We start from the raw sequence: 16342 nt of genomic DNA on the forward strand, positions 1-16342 counted from the left end.
CGAGGTATGGCGCCCGGGAGCAGGGGCCGGCGTCAGAAGAGGCCGACGACCTCGCCGTCATCGTCGAGGTCGATGCTCGCCGCCGCCGGGTTCCTCGGCAGGCCGGGCATGGTGCGCATCTCGCCGCTGATCGCGTAGACATAGCCGGCGCCCGCCGCCGCCCGGACCTCGCGCACCGGGAGGCGCCACCCCTTCGGCGCGCCGCGCAGGGTGGGGTCGGAAGAGATCGACAGGTGGGTCTTGGCGATGACCACGGGGAAGCCGCCGTAGCCGAGCACCTCGAACCGCTCGAGGTCCTTGGCCGCCGTGGGTGAGAAGTCGACGCCGTCGGCGCCGTAGACCGTCCTCGCGACCGCCTCGATCTTCTCGCGCAGGGTGTCGTCGAGCTCGTAGGTGTAGCGGAACTCGTGCTGCTCGCCGCAGGCCGCGACGACCGCCTCGGCCAGGTCGCGCGCGCCCTTGCCGCCGTCGACCACGTGGGTGGAGACCGCGACGTGGGCGCCCTCGGCCTCGGCGACCTCACGGATGACGGCGTGCTCGGAGTCGAAGTCGGAGGGGAAGGCGTTGATGGCCACCACCGGGGAGACCCCGAACGAGCGCACGATCTCGATGTGCCGGCGCAGGTTGTCGGCTCCGGCACGCACGGCCCGCGGGCTCTCGTGGAGCATCTCCGGCGGCAGCGGCTTGCCGGCCACGACGCGGTAGTTGCCCGAGTGCGCCTTGAGGGAGCGCACCGTGGCGACGAGCACCGCGGCGTCGGGCCGCAGCCCGGAGACGCGGCACTTGACGTTGAAGAACCGCTCGGCGCCCATGTCGGAGCCGAAGCCGGCCTCGGTCAGCAGGTAGTCGCCGGTGTGGATGGCGAGCTGGTCGGCGACGACCGACGAGTTGCCGGTCGCGATGTTGCCGAACGGGCCGGTGTGCACGAGCACCGGTGTGTTCTCGGTGGTCTGGAGCAGGTTCGGCTTGAGTGCGTCCTTGAGGATGACGGCCATCGCCCCTGCCGCCTTGACGTCGTCGGCGGTCACCGGCCGACCGGCATACGTGAAGCCCACGACGATGCGGCCGAGTCGCTCGCGCAGGTCGCGCAGCGACGTCGACAGGCCGAGGATCACCATCACCTCGCTGGCGGCGGTGATGTCGAAGCCGCTCTGCCGCGGCACGCCGTCGATGCGCGCGCCGAGGCCCTCGACGATGTTGCGCAGGGCCCGGTCGTTGACGTCGAGAACCCGCCGCCAGGCGACGCTGCGCGGGTCGAGCTCGAGCTCGTTGCCGTGGTGCAGGTGGTTGTCGACCATGGCGGCGAGCAGGTTGTGGGCGGCGGTCACGGCGTGGAAGTCGCCGGTCAGGTGCAGGTTGAGCTGCTCCATCGGCAGCACCTGGCTGTAGCCGGCGCCCGCGGCACCGCCCTTGATGCCGAACGTCGGGCCCATCGACGGCTGTCGCAGCGCCAGGGTGGCTCGGTGGCCGAGCACCGAAAGCCCTTGTGCCAGACCGACGGCCGTCGTGGTCTTGCCCTCCCCCAGCGGCGTGGGCGTGATGGCCGTGATGACGACGTACTTCGCCGACGGCCGGTCCGCTAGGTCACGAACAGCCGCCAGGTCGATCTTGGCGACGTGGCGGCCGTAGGGCTCGAGGCGCTGCTCCGGTATGCCGGCGGCTCGCGCCACCTCGGCGATCGGCTCGAGGTGCGCGGCCCGCGCGATGGCGAGGTCAGAGGGCAGTGGCGACGTTGGCACGTCGCCAGTGTGGACCCGGGCGCTGCGCCCGCACGAGGCCTTTGGTCCGGAACGGGACCAGAAGGGGACGTTGGTCCCACTGGTCCAGGTATGCCGCGGCCGCTCAGAAGTGCGGCTGCCACACCACCAGTGCCTGCGACCGGTTGGGCCGAGGGCGCTGCCCGGCGCGCATGGCGATGATCTCGCCGGCGGGACCGACGGCGAACACCCGCGAGCCCGGCTGGGTGTGCGCGTCGCGCACCCGGTCGAGCTCCTCGGCCAGCTCCTGCACCCGGGCGCGCAGGGCGTCGACCTGGTGCTCGAGCTCGAGGATGCGCTGGATGCCGGCGAGGCTGACGCCCTCCTCCTGCGAGAGGCGCTGCACCTCGCGGAGGGTGGCGATGTCGCGGGCCGAGTAGCGCCGGCCCCCGCCGCGGGTGCGCGACGGGGAGACGAGGCCGAGCCGGTCGTACTGCCGCAGGGTCTGGGCATGCATCCCGGCGAGCTCGGCCGCCACGGAGATGACGAAGACGGGGGTGTCGTCGTCAGGCGAGAAGCCGCGCAGCGTGGCCATCGGGCATCACTCCTGCCGGGCCCGGGCGAAGAGCTCGGCCCGCGGGTCGACGCCCTCCTCCTGGGCCTGCAGCGCCTCGACCGCCTGCCGGGCCTCGTCGGTGAGCCGTTGCGGCACCACGACGTTGACCTTCGCGAGCAGGTCGCCCTGGTGGCCCTTGCGGGGAACACCGCGACCCTTGACGCGCAGCACCCGGCCGCTGGGGGTGCCGGGGGCGATGCGCACCTTCACCGGCTCCCCGGCGAGGGTCGGCACCGACACCGTGGCACCGAGGGCGGCCTCGGCGAAGGTGACGGGCAGGTCGACGGTCAGGTTGTCGCCGTCCCGCCCGAAGACCGGGTGCTTCTGCACCTCGACCTGCAGCATGAGGTCGCCGTTGGGGGCTCCCTGGTCGCCCGGCTCACCCTTGCCCGCCAGCCGGATCGTCTGGCCGTCGCGGACCCCGGCCGGGATGCGGGTGGTGATGCGTCGCCCGTTGCCGGTGCTGAGGGTGACCGTTGCGCCCTCCACGGCGTCGCGGAACGACAGGGTCGTGCGGGCGGTGACGTTGGCCCCGCGGCGCGGACCGGCCGGGGCGCCGTAACCCCCGTAGGCCGGTCCGCCGCCACCGAACATGCCGCCGAGGATGTCCTCGAGGTTGGGCTGGGCGCCACCGCCACCGGTGTTGAACCGCACCCGCGGGCCGGCTCCCCCGGCACCACCGGCACCGCCGAACATCGAGGAGAACACGTCCTCGAAGCCGGCGCCGCTCGCACCGCCCGGGCCACCGGCCCGGAACCGGGCGCCGCCGTGCGTCATCGACCGGATGGCGTCGTACTGCTGCCGCTCCTCCGGGTCGGAGAGCACGGCATACGCCTCACCGATCTCCTTGAAGCGCTTCTCGGCGTTCGCGTCCCCCGGGTTCTGGTCGGGGTGCTCCTTGCGGGCGAGCTTGCGGTAGGCCTTCTTGATCGCCGTCGCGTCGGCGTCCTGGGGGACGCCGAGGATCGCGTAGAAGTCCTTCTCGAACCAGTCCTGGCTGGCCATGACGTCCTCCTCTCAGACGCTCGTCGGTTACTGGGGGTCGGCGACCGCGACCCGGGCCGGCCGGATCACCTGTTCGCCGGCACGGTAGCCGGGCTGCAGGACTGTCACCACCGTGGTGTCGGTGGTGCCCTCGGGCAGCTCGGCCTCGGTGTGCATCAGGGCCTCGTGGCGCATCGGGTCGAACGGCTCGCCCACGTCGCCGAACCGGCTCAGCCCGAACCGGGTCAGGGTCTGCTCCAGCTTGTCGGCGATCGAGGCGAACGGGCCGCTCTGCAGGTCGCCGTGCTCGCGCGCCGCGTGGATGTCGTCGAGCACCGGCAGGAGCGTCTCGAGGACGTCGCGCACCGCCCGCTCCTGCACCATGGCGCGGTCACGGTCGACGCGGCGCTTGTAGTTGACGTACTCGGCCTGCAGGCGCTGCAGGTCGAGCAGCCGCTCGGCGGCGAGCGTGGTGTCCGGGTGGGGCTGCTCGCCCTGCGCGGCCGCCTCGCCCTGCTCTGCCTGCTGGGCGTGGTGCGCCTGGTGCGCGACGGCGTCCTGCTCGTCCTCGAGCTCCTGCTCGAAGGACTCGAGGCTCTCCTGCCCGGCGGAGCCGCTCGCCCGGCCCTCGGGGGCGGTGGGGGCGGAGGCCTCAGCGGCCTCCGCGCCCACCACCTCCTCGGCCTGCTCGGGACGGGGGTCGACGTTCTCCGTCACTTGGTGTCCTCGTCGTCCACGACCTCGGCGTCCACGACGTCCTCGTCGGAGCCGCCCGCCTGGGCGCCCTGCGCGCCCTCGGCACCCGGGTTGCCCGCACCGGCACCGGCACCGGCACCGGCGCCCTCGGCGGACTCGGACGCCGCGGCATACATCGCGGTGCCGAGCTTCTGGGACTCCTCGGAGAGCTTCGACGTCTTCGCCGAGATGTCCTCGGCGGTCGCACCGGACTCCGGCTTGAGGGCGTTCTTGAGGTCCTCGAGGGCGGCGTCGACCGGGCCGCGGCCGTCGGCCGGCAGCTTGTCGGTGTTGTCGGCGAGGAACTTCTCGGTCGAGTAGACCAGCTGCTCCGCGGTGTTGCGGGCCTCGGTCTCCTCGCGGCGCTTGCGGTCCTCCTCGGCGTGCGCCTCGGCCTCCTTGACCATCCGCTCGATGTCCTCCTTGGCCAGGGCGGAGCCACCGGAGATGGTGATCTTCTGCTCCTTGCCGGTGCCACGGTCCTTGGCGGAGACGTTGACGATGCCGTTGGCGTCGATGTCGAAGGTGACCTCGATCTGCGGCACGCCGCGCGGGGCGGGGGCGATGCCGGAGAGCTCGAAGGTGCCCAGCGGCTTGTTGTGCTGGGCGATCTCGCGCTCACCCTGGAAGACCTGGATCAGCACGCTCGGCTGGTTGTCCTCGGCGGTCGAGAAGACCTCGGAGCGCTTGGTCGGGATCGCGGTGTTGCGCTCGATGAGCTTGGTGAACAGGCCGCCCTTGGTCTCGATGCCGAGGGAGAGCGGGGTGACGTCGATGAGGAGGACGTCCTTGCGCTCACCCTTGAGGACACCGGCCTGCAGCGACGCACCGACGGCGACGACCTCGTCCGGGTTGACGCCCTTGTTGGGCTCCTTGCCGCCGGTGAGCTCCTTGACCAGGCTGCTCACGGCCGGCATGCGGGTCGAGCCGCCGACGAGGACCACGTGGTCGATGTCGGAGAGCGAGATGCCGGCGTCCTTGATGACGTTGTGGAACGGCTGCTTGGTGCGCTCGAGCAGGTCCTTGGTCATCTGCTCGAACTGGGCGCGGCTGATCGTCTCGTCGAGGTGGATCGGGCCGTTCTCGGACATCGAGAGGTACTGCAGCGACACGTTGGTGCTGGTCGCGGTCGACAGCTCCTTCTTGGCCTGCTCGGCCGCGTCACGCAGGCGCTGCATGGCGATCTTGTCCTTGGACAGGTCGACGCCGCTCGTGTTCTTCACGACGGTCAGCAGGTGGTTGACGATGCGCTCGTCCCAGTCGTCGCCACCGAGCTGGTTGTCACCGGAGGTCGCGCGGACCTGAATGGTGGAGAAGCCGTCCTCGGGGTCCTTGCCGACCTCGAGGAGGGAGACGTCGAAGGTACCGCCACCGAGGTCGAAGACGAGGATGAGCTCGTCCTCCTTGCCCTTGTCGAGGCCGTAGGCCAGGGCCGCCGCGGTCGGCTCGTTGATGATGCGCAGGACGTTCAGGCCCGCGATCTCGCCGGCCTCCTTGGTGGCCTGGCGCTCGTGGTCGTCGAAGTACGCCGGCACGGTGATGACCGCGTCGGTGACGTCCTCGCCGAGGTAGGCCTCCGCGTCGCGCTTGAGCTTCTGCAGGATGCGGGCGCTGATCTCCTGGGCGGTGTAGACCTTGCCGTCGATCTCCGGCGACTTCCAGTCGGTGCCCATGTGGCGCTTGACGGAGCGGATGGTCCGCTCGACGTTCGTGACGGCCTGGCGCTTGGCGATCTCGCCGACCAGGACCTCGCCGCCCTTGGAGAACGCGACGACCGACGGGGTCGTGCGGCCGCCCTCCGCGTTGGCGATGATGGTGGGCTCGCCGCCCTCGAGGACGGCGACAGCCGAGTTGGTGGTGCCGAGGTCGATGCCGACCGCACGTGCCATGGTGGTTTCTCCTGTGGGTGGGGGGTTCTTGAGTTGCCTGTACTCAAGTTAGGAGCCGGTCCATCGCATGCGCAAATCCGGAGCTGAAAACTTGAGTCTGTATGGCTCAACTCCGACCACAGGCACATTGTTCCCCTGGTCGTGGGTGGACTGGGCGCTCCCTGCCCCAGCCCGGGCCCGATGGCCCTGATGGTCAGCGGCGAGGTTCCTTACCGTCGAAGCGGGTGGGCAGACGAGGAGGCCGTCATGCGCACACACCGGCTCGTGGCAGCGGTGCTGCTGATGGGGATGGGCGCCTTCGGTGCACCAGCAGCCCAGGCGGACGAGGGACCGTCCGCGACGCCAGGGACCGCCGAGTCGGCGACGACGAGCCCGAGCACCCCAGCGGCCCTGACCGCGTCGGCCACGGCCACCACCACTCCGGCGCTGACGACCACCCGGACCACATCGCCCAGCGCGGGGCCGGCCTCCACCTCGGCACCGTCGAGCACATCTGCGCCGTCGAGGACGGCTACCGCACCGCGAGCCGTGGCAACCGCCGACCCCAGCGCGTCGATCGGCGCCTTCGACTGCGCAGCCCTCAGCGTGCCGGTGGCCCTGGACAACACGGGGTCCTCGACAGCGACGACCTTCGTGATGACCACGAGGGTCACAGTCGGGCCCACCTTGAGCAAGGAGGAGGTGGTCGCAGGGGGATCGACCGCCGAGGCGCGCACCGACCTCGTCGACAACGCCTACAACGAGGTGACGGTGGCCGTCGCCGGTGAAACCATTGCTGCGAGCGCCAGACCGGTCTTCTGCGGTGAGAAGCCGCGCGTCACCATCGGCGAGTTCGACTGCTCCGCCCTGAAGGCACCCGTGACCCTGGACAACCGCACCGGGGCAACCCCGTTCCCCTTCGACGTGCACTGGGCCTGGAGCAACACGGACTACGACCAGTCCGAGTCCTACACGGTGCCGGCCGGCGCAGTCCGAGTCATCGCTGTCCCTCTCGTCGACGACGCCTGGACGTCCATCTGGGTGCGCGAGGGCTTCTTCTTCGTGCCGGAGCCGCTCAACCAGCTCGTCGTCACGACCGAGGTCCGTGCGGCCTCGAGCCGGGTGCCGCCCGGGTGGTCGTCAGCAGCGTCGACTGCGGCACCAAGACCGTCGGTGTCACCATCGACAACCGACAGACGCCCCCACGCCGGCCGCGCAGCACCACGTTCATGGTGCGCACGACGTATGCCGGCACGCTCTCCTTCTCGCGCTATCTGGACGAAGCGCAGGAGGTGTACCGGCTGACCGTCCCAGTGGCGATGCGCCCCGACGGGCGCCTGATCGTCACGGGCACCGTGCCCGGCGGCACCCCTTCTCAGGAGGCGCTCTACTCCGAAGCCCTGGACACCACGTGTGCCGCGCCCACCCCGACCCCGACGACGCCGGGTTCCGCCGCCCCGACGACGCCCGGGGCCGCGGGGCCCGGTTCCACGGCCACGCCGGCCGCGACGACGGAGCAGCTGTCGGCCACCGGTGGCTCCGCCCTGCCAGCCCTGCTCCTCGCGTCGTTCCTGACCGCAGCGGGCATCGTCCTCATCCGCCTCGCCCGAGGGCTCGGCAGAGCAGCTCAGCGCGGCGGGTCGTAGGCGCAGGTCGGGTCGGACGCGAGCGCGTCACCGGTCACGGCATACGCGTGGGAGCGGGACCCGCCGCACACCTCGCGGAACTCACAGCGGCCGCACTTGCCGGCGAAGCCGTCGGGCGAGCGCAGCGAGCGCATGACGGGTGACGAGCGGTAGATCTCGGTGACGGCTGTGGTGCGCACGTCGCCGGCGCGGTGCGGCAGGAAGCCGCTGGGGTACACGAACCCCTGGTGGTCGACGAACATGAAGCCGCGGCCGGCGTTGACGTCGATGGGTGGGCGCGCCGGGCGGGTGCGCACCTCACGGCCGGCCAGCTCCCGCCGGGTGGCCTCGGTCAGCCGCGCGTACAGGGGCCCGTGGACCACGGTGTCGCCGGAGGTCTTGGCCGCCTCGCGCTGGAGGACGACGCGTCGGTAGTGCGGCGCCTCGGTGGTCTTGACTGCGAGGTGCGTCGAGACGTCGGCCAGCCAGTGCAGCACGTCCTCGACCTCGTCGGCCGAGAGCGTCTGCAGCTGCTGGCCGCGGCCGGTGGGCACGAGGAAGAAGACGCTCCACAGGGAGGCACCGAGGTCGAGCACCGTGCGCAGCAGCTGAGGCAGCTCCTCGACGGTCGACCGGGTGACGGTGGAGTTCACCTGGAGCCGGAACCCCGCGTCGCGGACCAGCGCGGCGGCGGTGAGGGTGTCGGCGTAGGTGCCGGAGAAACCGCGGAACGCGTCGTGCGTCTCGGCGCGGGCGCCGTCGAGCGACAGCGACACAGCCTTCGCTCCGGCGTCGCGCAGCTCCTGCAGCCGGTCGGCGGTGAGGTTCGGCGTCACCGACGGCGAGAGCGCCATCGAGAGGCCGAGGCCGGTGCCGTACCGCACGAGGTCGGCGAGGTCGGGGCGCTCGAAGGGGTCGCCGCCGGTGAGGACGACGATCGGGTGCGGCTTGGGGAACGCGGCGATGCCGTCGAGCAGCGCCCGGCCCTCGTCGGTGCCGAGCTCGAGCGGGTTGCGGCGGCGGATGGCGTCGGCGCGGCAGTGCAGGCACGCGAGCTGGCAGGCGCGGGTGACCTCCCAGATGACGATGAACGGACGGTCGTTCACGTCGTGGCGCTGGTGGCGCACCGCCCGCGAGGTGTGGGTGGCCGGCAGGGTCGTGCTCACGGAGCCGCGACCTCCTCGGTGAGGGACTCGACGGCACTGCGGGCCGCGGCCTCCCCGGACCGCAGGCACCCCGCCACCCCACCGCCGTCGTAGGAGGCGCCGGCCAGCACGAGTGCCGGGTGCTCGGCGAGCGCCGACCGCGCCGCTCGCACGCGCTCGGGGTGCCCGAGCTCGTGTTGCGCCACCGTCTCGCGCCACCGGTGAACGACCGTGCGCAGCGGCGCGGTGTCGAAGCCCGTGAGGGCGGCGAGGTCGGCCATCAGCGCCGCCGTCAGCTCGTCGTCGTTGAGCGAGTCCACGGTGCTGGCTCCCACCCGGCCGGCCGAGAGCCGCCCGAGGAACAGGTCGCTCGAGGCGAGGTGGGGCCACTTCGTCGACAGGAAGGTCGCCGCCTTGAGCAGCCGCCCCGTCGACGACGGGACCATCAACCCGGTGCCGGCCAGGACCGGGCACGCCAGGGCCTCGCTCCGGGGGAAGGCCGCCACCAGGGTCGCGACCGTCGCGAACCGCGCGCCGGACAGTGCCTGCGCAGCTGCCGGCACGACGTCGCGCAGCAGTGGTTGGGCCACGGCGGAAGAGACCGCGAGCACGACCGCGTCAGCATCCAGCGCCTCCCCCGAGGCCAGCCGCACGGCATACCGCCCGCCCGGCGAGCGGGTGACCTCGGTCGCCCGGTCACCGAGGCGCAGGTCGAGGTCGACGCCGTCCATGAGGGCCATCGGCAGGCTGGCGAGGCCGCGCGCCCAGGTGACGAGCCGAGGACCGGCGGCACGCGGCCGGTGGAGCACGGCGCGGACCGCCACCGAGCGGCCCGAGTCGAGCAGCGGTGCGAGCTGGGGGGCGCAGGCGCGCAGGCTGAGCCGGTCGATGTCGCCGGACGCGATGCCGCCGAGCAGCGGGTCGACGATGCGGTCGGCCACCTCCCGCCCGAACCGGCCCGTGACGAACTCACCGACGCTGACATCGGCCATGCCGCGGTGCCGGCGTGCGGTGAACGGCTCGAGCGCCGCCCTCCCCACGCCGCGGGCGGAGAGGATGCCGGAGGACACGACGGGCCGCAGCCGGCTCGGGCCGGCAGGCCCCACCCCGGCCGGCAGCCGTCGCAGGCCCCGCGGGGTGGCGAGCCACGTCGCTCCCGTCCGTGGGGCGATCGACGTGTCGACGAGGCGGAGCTCGGCGAGCAGCGCCGTGGTCGACGGTGACGTGACGAGAGCCTCCGCGCCGACGTCGACGGGTAGGCCGTCGAGCCAGGTGGTGTGCACCTGTCCGCCGAGGCGGCGGCTGCCCTCGACCAGCGTGACGGAGAGGCCCTGCTGCGCCAGGCGGCGGGCCGCGGTCAGGCCGGCGACACCTCCCCCCACCACGACCGCCGAGTGACCGGGCATGCTGCTGGGGGGACGCGACACGGCCCTGACCGTAGGCGGCGGGAACGGCGGCCGGTCAGGGCCGGAAGTCCCTTCCCGCCCGGCGCGGGCACGCCTGTGCTGGAGGTGAAGGCAGGTGAGCACCATGACCGACTATCAGCTGCCACCGCAGGCCAGTCCCCTCACCCCGGACGAGGAGCAGGAGCTGCGCGCGCGAGCCACGAAGCGCCTCAAGGCCAAGCGTGACCTCAAGGCCCACATCCTCGCCTACGTCCTGATCAACCTCGCCTTCGTGGGGATCTGGTACCTGGCCGGAGGCGGGTTCTTCTGGCCGATCTTCATCATCTTCGGCTGGGGCATCGGGATCGCGTTCAACATCTACGACGTCGTCTCACCCGAGCCGGGCCCGGACGAGGTCCACGCGGAGATGGAACGCCTGCGTCAGCGTCGCTGACGCCAGGCCTCATAGACCCGTATGCCGCGGCACTCCCCCCTGCGCCGCGGCATACGTCGTGTCGTGGGTCGCCTCAGGCGCTGCGCTCCCCGTCGCGGGCGGCGACCTCCCGCGAGAGCTGCGCCGGCATGTAGTCGTAGCGGACGAAGGCGCGGGTGAAGGTGCCGGTGCCGTGCGAGACCGAGCGCAGGTCGATCGGGTACCGCGAGAGCTCGTACTGCGGCACCTCGGCGTGCACGACGGTGTAGCCCGCCAGCTCGCCGGGCTCGGTGCCGTGGACCTGCCCGCGGCGCCCCCGCAGGTCGGCGAGCACCGACCCGAGCGCCTCGTCGGCGACCGTGATGTCGACGGCGTCGATCGGCTCGAGGAGCGAGACGGTCGACTCGTTGGCCGCCTCGCGCAGCGCCTGGGCGGCCGCGGTCTGGAACGCCATGTCGGAGGAGTCGACCGAGTGCGCCTTCCCGTCGAGGAGGGTCACTCGCACGTCGACGCATGGGTAGCCGGCGAGGACGCCCTTCTCGAGCTGGGCGCGGGCGCCCTTCTCCACCGAGGGGATGAACTGGCGCGGCACCGCACCACCCACCACCTTGTCGACGAACTCGAACCCTGAGCCGCGCTCGAGCGGCTCGACCTGGATCTTGCAGACGGCGTACTGCCCATGGCCGCCCGACTGCTTGACCAGCCGGCCCTGCACCTCGACCGAGCGGGTGAACGTCTCGCGCAGGGAGGTGCGCAGCTGCTCGACCTCGACCTCGACGTGGAAGCGGTCGCGCAAGGCGGAGATGAGCTGGTCCACGTGCGCCGGGCCCATCGCCCAGAGCACGACCTGGTGGGTCTCCGGGTTGTGCTCGAGCCGCATGGTGACGTCCTCGGCGACGATGCGCTGCAGGGCCGTGCCGAGCTTGTCCTCGTCGCCCTTGGACTTCGCGTGGATGGCGACCGGCAGCAACGGCTCGGGCAGCACCCACGGCTCGACCAGGGCGGGCTTGTCCTTGCCGGAGAGGGTGTCGGAGGTCTCGACGCCGCTGATCTTGGCGACCAGCGCGATGTCGCCGGCGATGGCCGCCGACTTCGGGCGCATCTCGTCACCGAGGGAGGCCGACAGCGGCCCCACCCGCTCGTCGTCGCTGTCGTGGTCGCCGTGGCCCTCGAGGCTGCGCCCCGCGAACTGGCTGAGGTGCCCCGAGACGTGCACCGGGTCGTCGGGCCGCAGCGTGCCGGAGAAGACGCGCACCAGCGAGAGCCGGCCGACGTAGGGGTCGGTGGTGGTCCGCACGACCTCGGCGACGAGCGGTCCGTCGGGGTCGCAGGTCACCTCACCGAAGTCGGCGCCGACCGGCGTGTAGACCGCGGGGATCCGTGAGCTGACCGGCGACGGGAAGCCGCGCTCGATGAGGTCGAACACATCGTCCACCCCGACCCCGTTCGGGGCGTGGGTGGGCAGCACCGGGAAGAACCGTGCGGTCGCGACGGCGGTGCGCAGGTCGGCCACGACCGCCTCCAGGTCGATCTCCTCGCCGCCGAGGTAGCGCTCGAGCAGCGACTCGTCCTCCGACTCCTCGATCACCGACTCGATGAGGGCCCCCCGCTGCTCGTCGATGAGGCCCGCCTCGGTGGCGTCCGGGTCGCGGTGCACCGGCTCCTCGCCCGTGTGGTCGCGCACCGTGCGCCGCAGCAGGTTCAGGGTGCCGACCACCGACCCACCGCCCATCACCGGCACCTGCAGCGGCTGCGCGTCGCCGAAGGTCCGCTGGCACATCGCCACCGTGCTCTGGAAGTCGCCGCGCGCACCGTCGAGGCGCGTGACGGCCACGGCACGCGGCATACCGAGCACCTCGCACTCACGCCACAGCAGGCGGGTCGCCTCGTCGAGCCCGTCGACGGCCGAGACAACGAAAAGGGCCGCGTCAGCGGCCCGCAGCCCGGCCCGTACCTCGCCGACGAAGTCGGGGTGGCCGGGGGTGTCCAGCACATTGACGAAGACGCCGTTCCTCTCCACCGACGCCACCGACAGGGCCAGCGACGGCTCGTGGATCTCGCGCGGGCGCCGGCCCGGCACGGTCGCCGCGACGAGGCGGTCGAACAGCGCCGTCTTGCCGGCACCGGTCGGCCCCACGAGGACGACGTTGCGGATCTGGTCAGGGCTGACGGGGTCCCGCACCTCGCGGGCATCGGCTGCGCGGTTCATGGCCGACACCTTGCTCCTCTCGCCCGCCCCGTGACAAGGGACCTTGTGACTAGCCCGTCAGGGCACAGGACCGGCCTCCTTCATGGCCCCGCCCGAGCGGGTAGCGGCGCAGCCGGCGCGTGCCGTGCTCCTCGTAGCGGACCAGCCAGACCTCCTCGGCCACCGTCTGCACCGGCAGCGCGGACGCCAGCTCCGCGCGCACCACGTCGAGGTCGCGCTCGGGCCCCAGCGCACACAGGCTCAGGTGCGGCACCGGGGCGAACTCGCCGGCATACGGCAGGTGGTCCGGGAAGCGGGCGGTGACCGCGTCGGTGAGGCGCGTGAACGGCTCGGCCGGCTCGGGGTGGAGGTACACCAGCCCCGAGGGGAAGACCCGCACCTCCTCGAGCGTGAAGGTGAACGGCTCGGCGTCCGCGAACACGGCGGCGAGGTCGGCGTGCACCTGCGGCGTCAGCTCGGGCTCGGGCACGAACGGGCCGAGCACCGTGAGGTGGGCGTGGACGTGGTCCTCGTCGGGCGAGAGCCACTCCGGTCCCTCCACCTCGTGGCGCCACCGGATGTACGGCTCGAGGCCGGGCACGGGGAGGTAGAGGACGGTGTGCGCCACGCCCGCATCCTCCCGGTGACGTACGGCGCTCATGACATTGGGCCCTGTGGTCCGGCTCGCCACCGCCCGACTCTGGAGGGAGGAGAGCTGAAGACAAGCCGAGCAGGGGACGACCGGGAGGGTGCCGATGTCGAACCTGGTGCGTGGAGGTGTGTTCCTGCTCACCGCCGTGATCGTCGTCCCACTGGTCGTCTTCAGCGTGGGGCAGCTGGTGGAGGACGTCGGCGGTTGGTGGGGCGGCGTGGTCCTGCTGGTGGCCGTGGCGCTCGTGGCGGTCCTCAGCTACCTCGCCGCGGTGCGACCGGCCTCCACCGCGCGATGGCTGGCCGCCGGTGTGGTGGTGCTGGCGGTCTACGTGGTGGCCGAGTCCTTCCTCTCCGGCGACTCCATCGGCTCGGCCGCGCCGACGGGCATGACGGTGCTGGCCGTGCCGCTGGTGGTGCTGGGCCTGCGCCGCACCCGCGAGGCGGGAGCCCTGCTGCTGGCCGACAGCATGATCCCCCTGCTCAGCCTGCTGGTGCTGTCGGGGCTGAGCGTCGACCGCACGGGCGCGCACCTGGCCTCGTCGTCGCAGTTCGTCGGCATCCCGGTCTTCGTGGGCGGCGTCTTCTTCCTGCTGGCTTCGCTGCTCCGTTCGCAGCGCCGGGGTCCCTGACCGCGCCCCCGGCGCCACCACGCCGGCGTCGTGGCCGTCCTCCCTCCTCGGTCACGGCGCCGGAACCGCGGCTCGCAGCGGCGGTCACAGCACCGCGCGGGCCAGCAGCGCCACCCCGAGCGGGAGCAGCGACCCGACGACCAGCACGGAGTCGGCGACGCGCCACGGAGCCGGGGCCCACCAGGTGCGCCGGTATGCCGTGGAGAAGCCTCGTGCGTCCATGGCCACCGCCAGCGTGGCCGCCGCCTGCAGCGACCGGACGAGCATGCCCATGGTGAGCGCGCCCAGCTCGGCGAGCACCGTGCGCGGGGAGCGGCGGCTGGCGCCGAGGCCCCGCACCCGGCGAGCCCGGGCGATCTCCGTCCACACGTCGCCGAAGGTGTGCACCCGCTGCAGCGCGGCAGCGGTGGCCACCACCGGCCGGGCCGGGAGCCGCAGCCGCTGCGCCAGGTGGTCACCGAGGGCGTCGGCGTCGATGTGCGAGATGAGCACCGCCGAGGGCAGCACGATCGCGAGCACCCGCAGGCCGGCTCCGGCTGCCACCTCGAGGTCGCGTCCGCCGAGGAGCCAGCTCGACCACGCCACCGACAGCGCTCCGATGACGCCGGGCACCAGGCGGGTGACCACGCCACGCAGCCGGCCTCGCGGCTGCGGCCCGTCCCCGGGGGACACCAGGGCCAGCGCGCCGAGCAGCACCTGCACCGCGACGACGACGAGGGTGGCGGTCCAGCGGGGCGAGAGCACCCCGGCGGGGATCGCGGCCGCGCTGGCGGCCAGGAGCGAGAGCGGCCCGCAGCGCGCGACGAGCGGGCGCCGTGGCGTCGGTGGCGCCGGTGGCTGCACGGGCCTCTCAAGCGTGACGACGCGGTCGCAGCGGGCCTCGACCGCCTCGTCGTGTGTGGTCAGCACGACGGCCGACCCCGCGTCGCGCAGCGCCTCGACCACACCCATGACGGCGGCCCAGGTGAGGCGGTCCTGGCCGACGGTCGCCTCGTCGGCGAGCAGCAGGGCGGGCTGGTGGGCGACGGCGGCTGCCATCGCCAGGCGGCGCTGCTCGCCACCGGAGAGGTGGCGCGGGTCGGCCTGCTCGAGGTGCCGCAGCCCGAGCAGGTCGAGCAGGGCGTGGGCCCGGCCCTCCGCCTCGGCCTCGACGAGGCCCACGGCGCGTGACGTGGCCATGACCTCGTCGAGCACGGTGCCGGCCACGATCGTCGATGACGACCACTGCGGCACCCACGCGACGGTGCGGGCGAGGTCGAGGGTGTCCCACTCGGCTGGGTGCCGCTCGCCGTGTCGGGCGAGGGTGGGGTGCACGCGCACCACGCCGTCGTCGACGGGGAGCAGCCCGGCGAGGGCGAGGAGCAGGGTGGACTTGCCGGAGCCGCTCGGGCCCACGAGGGCGAGCGACTGGCCGGCGCGGGCCTGCAGCCACTGGCCGTCGACGGCGAGGGTGGTGCGGGTGCCGCCGCTGACCAGTCGCACGCTGCGGGCGACCGTGACGTCCGCGGCGTCGACCGCGACCTCGTTGGCCCCCAGCGTGCCGGGGCCGAAGAGGCCGGGGGGCAGCGAAGCCGGCTCGGGGGCCGGGAAGCCGGGCACCCAGATGCCCTGGTCGACGAGCTCGGCGCCGCGCTCGGCGAGCACCACCTCGGGCGCTCCGTCGGCGACCACCCGGCCGTCGCGGCCGAGCACGACCATCCGGTCGGCGAAGTCGACCCAGGGCCCGAGCCGGTGCTCCACAACCACGGTGGTCAGCCGGCGGGCCGCCACGACCTCGCCGACACAGGTGCGCACTGCGGCGGCGTTGCCCGGGTCGAGCATGGCGGTGGGCTCGTCGAGCAGCAGCAGCGTGGGTTCCAGCGCCAGTGCACCGGCCAGCGCGAGCCGCTGCTGCTCCCCGCCGGACAGGGCGTGCGTCGGGGTGTCCTCGGGCATGGTGAGGCCCACCGCCCCCAGCGCCGCGGTGACCCTCGCCGGCATGGCGGCCCGCGGGACGCCGGTGTTCTCGAGCCCGAAGGCGACGTCACGGCCGATCGTGGCGGCCACCACGCCGGACCCGGGCTCCTGCAGCACCAGCCCGACGGCGCCGGGCCGCGTGTGCGGCGCCTCGCCGTCGATGGTCACCGACCCCGCGAGCTCACCGGACTCGGCCACCTCGAGGACCCCGGCGAGGGCGCGGAGGAGCGTCGACTTGCCCGACCCGCTCGGGCCGACGAGCAGCACCCGCTGACCGGGCGGCAGCGCCAGGCCGAGGTCGCTGAGGATCGGGTCGCGGCGACCGTAGGGGCGCCAGGTGAGGCCGCTGACCCCCACCGCACCTGTGGCGACGACGGGCGGCTCGGCCTCCGTCGCCGCCACCGGCACGGGAGTGCGCGTCATGGCT

General features: G+C 72.9%; 14 protein-coding genes. 3 read left to right on the top strand and 11 right to left on the bottom strand.

From position 1 onward, the window contains the following. Window positions 1-32: 32 nt before the first annotated feature. The 6 genes from BMW78_RS09710 to BMW78_RS09735 all read right to left on the bottom strand — a co-directional run bounded on the left by BMW78_RS09710 (window position 33) and on the right by BMW78_RS09735 (window position 6574). On the bottom strand, window positions 33-1739 hold the full coding sequence (locus BMW78_RS09710; RefSeq protein ID WP_218144302.1) for a formate--tetrahydrofolate ligase: 1707 nt from the start codon (window positions 1737-1739) through the stop codon (window positions 33-35). 103 nt (window positions 1740-1842) lie between these two features. After that, complete coding sequence (locus BMW78_RS09715) at window positions 1843-2292, bottom strand: heat shock protein transcriptional repressor HspR (RefSeq protein ID WP_091758736.1); 450 nt, start codon at window positions 2290-2292, stop codon at window positions 1843-1845. A 6-nt stretch (window positions 2293-2298) separates the two neighbouring features. Then, window positions 2299-3318: a DnaJ C-terminal domain-containing protein gene (locus BMW78_RS09720; RefSeq protein WP_091758738.1), complete on the bottom strand. Its 1020-nt coding sequence runs from the start codon at window positions 3316-3318 to the stop codon at window positions 2299-2301. Window positions 3319-3345: 27 nt separating this feature from the next. Next, complete coding sequence (grpE, locus tag BMW78_RS09725) at window positions 3346-4014, bottom strand: nucleotide exchange factor GrpE (RefSeq protein WP_091758740.1); 669 nt, start codon at window positions 4012-4014, stop codon at window positions 3346-3348. After that, window positions 4011-5921 carry a molecular chaperone DnaK gene (gene dnaK, locus BMW78_RS09730; protein WP_091758742.1) on the bottom strand — a complete coding sequence of 637 codons (1911 nt, stop codon included), beginning with the start codon at window positions 5919-5921 and terminating at the stop codon, window positions 4011-4013. The genes grpE and dnaK overlap by 4 nt, the downstream gene beginning before the upstream one ends. Before the next feature lie 209 nt (window positions 5922-6130). After that, a complete protein-coding gene (locus tag BMW78_RS09735) occupies window positions 6131-6574 on the bottom strand; it encodes a hypothetical protein (RefSeq protein WP_091758744.1) in 444 nt (147 codons plus the stop codon). Between the two features lie 459 nt (window positions 6575-7033). Here BMW78_RS09735 and BMW78_RS09745 point away from each other — a divergent pair, with 459 nt between their 5' ends. Then, a complete protein-coding gene (locus BMW78_RS09745) occupies window positions 7034-7546 on the top strand; it encodes a hypothetical protein (RefSeq protein ID WP_091758748.1) in 513 nt (170 codons plus the stop codon). On the opposite strand, the gene BMW78_RS09750 is transcribed toward BMW78_RS09745, so the two are convergent. Next, a complete protein-coding gene (locus tag BMW78_RS09750) occupies window positions 7528-8691 on the bottom strand; it encodes a TIGR04053 family radical SAM/SPASM domain-containing protein (protein ID WP_177180337.1) in 1164 nt (387 codons plus the stop codon). The genes BMW78_RS09745 and BMW78_RS09750 overlap by 19 nt on opposite strands. After that, window positions 8688-10097, bottom strand: coding sequence for a protoporphyrinogen oxidase (gene hemG / locus BMW78_RS09755; RefSeq protein ID WP_177180338.1), 1410 nt, complete (start codon window positions 10095-10097; stop codon window positions 8688-8690). Before hemG ends, BMW78_RS09750 begins: the two co-directional genes overlap by 4 nt. 103 nt (window positions 10098-10200) lie before the next feature. On the opposite strand from hemG, the gene BMW78_RS09760 reads away from it, so the two are divergent. Continuing rightward, window positions 10201-10509, top strand: a complete 309-nt coding sequence (locus BMW78_RS09760) for a 2TM domain-containing protein (RefSeq protein WP_091758753.1) — start codon at window positions 10201-10203, stop codon at window positions 10507-10509. A gap of 73 nt (window positions 10510-10582) precedes the next feature. Here BMW78_RS09760 and BMW78_RS09765 read toward each other — a convergent pair whose 3' ends face one another. Both BMW78_RS09765 and BMW78_RS09770 read right to left on the bottom strand, forming a co-directional pair. Continuing rightward, the gene (locus BMW78_RS09765) at window positions 10583-12697 is read right to left on the bottom strand and encodes an elongation factor G-like protein EF-G2 (protein ID WP_091758755.1); all 2115 of its coding nucleotides are present in this window, start codon (window positions 12695-12697) and stop codon (window positions 10583-10585) included. Window positions 12698-12746: 49 nt separating this feature from the next. Beyond that, window positions 12747-13304: a 2'-5' RNA ligase family protein gene (locus BMW78_RS09770; RefSeq protein WP_177180339.1), complete on the bottom strand. Its 558-nt coding sequence runs from the start codon at window positions 13302-13304 to the stop codon at window positions 12747-12749. Between the two features lie 127 nt (window positions 13305-13431). Between BMW78_RS09770 and BMW78_RS09775 the strand changes: the two genes are divergently transcribed. Next, window positions 13432-13959: a hypothetical protein gene (locus tag BMW78_RS09775; RefSeq protein ID WP_091758759.1), complete on the top strand. Its 528-nt coding sequence runs from the start codon at window positions 13432-13434 to the stop codon at window positions 13957-13959. Window positions 13960-14043: 84 nt separating this feature from the next. On the opposite strand, the gene BMW78_RS09780 is transcribed toward BMW78_RS09775, so the two are convergent. Next, complete coding sequence (locus tag BMW78_RS09780; RefSeq protein ID WP_091758761.1) at window positions 14044-16338, bottom strand: ATP-binding cassette domain-containing protein; 2295 nt, start codon at window positions 16336-16338, stop codon at window positions 14044-14046. Window positions 16339-16342: the final 4 nt, after the last annotated feature.

Source organism: Pedococcus cremeus (assembly GCF_900111375.1).
Lineage (GTDB): Bacteria > Actinomycetota > Actinomycetes > Actinomycetales > Dermatophilaceae > Pedococcus_A > Pedococcus_A cremeus.

Bases quoted from the DNA above. Each gene is read 5' to 3' on its own strand.
- BMW78_RS09715 (WP_091758736.1), bottom strand. From the start codon at position 2,292: ATGGCCACGCTGCGCGGCTTCTCGCCTGACGACGACACCCCCGTCTTC.
- BMW78_RS09720 (WP_091758738.1), bottom strand. From the start codon at position 3,318: ATGGCCAGCCAGGACTGGTTCGAGAAGGACTTCTACGCGATCCTCGGC.
- dnaK (WP_091758742.1), bottom strand. From the start codon at position 5,921: ATGGCACGTGCGGTCGGCATCGACCTCGGCACCACCAACTCGGCTGTC.
- BMW78_RS09760 (WP_091758753.1), top strand. From the start codon at position 10,201: ATGACCGACTATCAGCTGCCACCGCAGGCCAGTCCCCTCACCCCGGAC.
- BMW78_RS09765 (WP_091758755.1), bottom strand. From the start codon at position 12,697: ATGAACCGCGCAGCCGATGCCCGCGAGGTGCGGGACCCCGTCAGCCCT.
- BMW78_RS09775 (WP_091758759.1), top strand. From the start codon at position 13,432: ATGTCGAACCTGGTGCGTGGAGGTGTGTTCCTGCTCACCGCCGTGATC.
- BMW78_RS09780 (WP_091758761.1), bottom strand. From the start codon at position 16,338: ATGACGCGCACTCCCGTGCCGGTGGCGGCGACGGAGGCCGAGCCGCCC.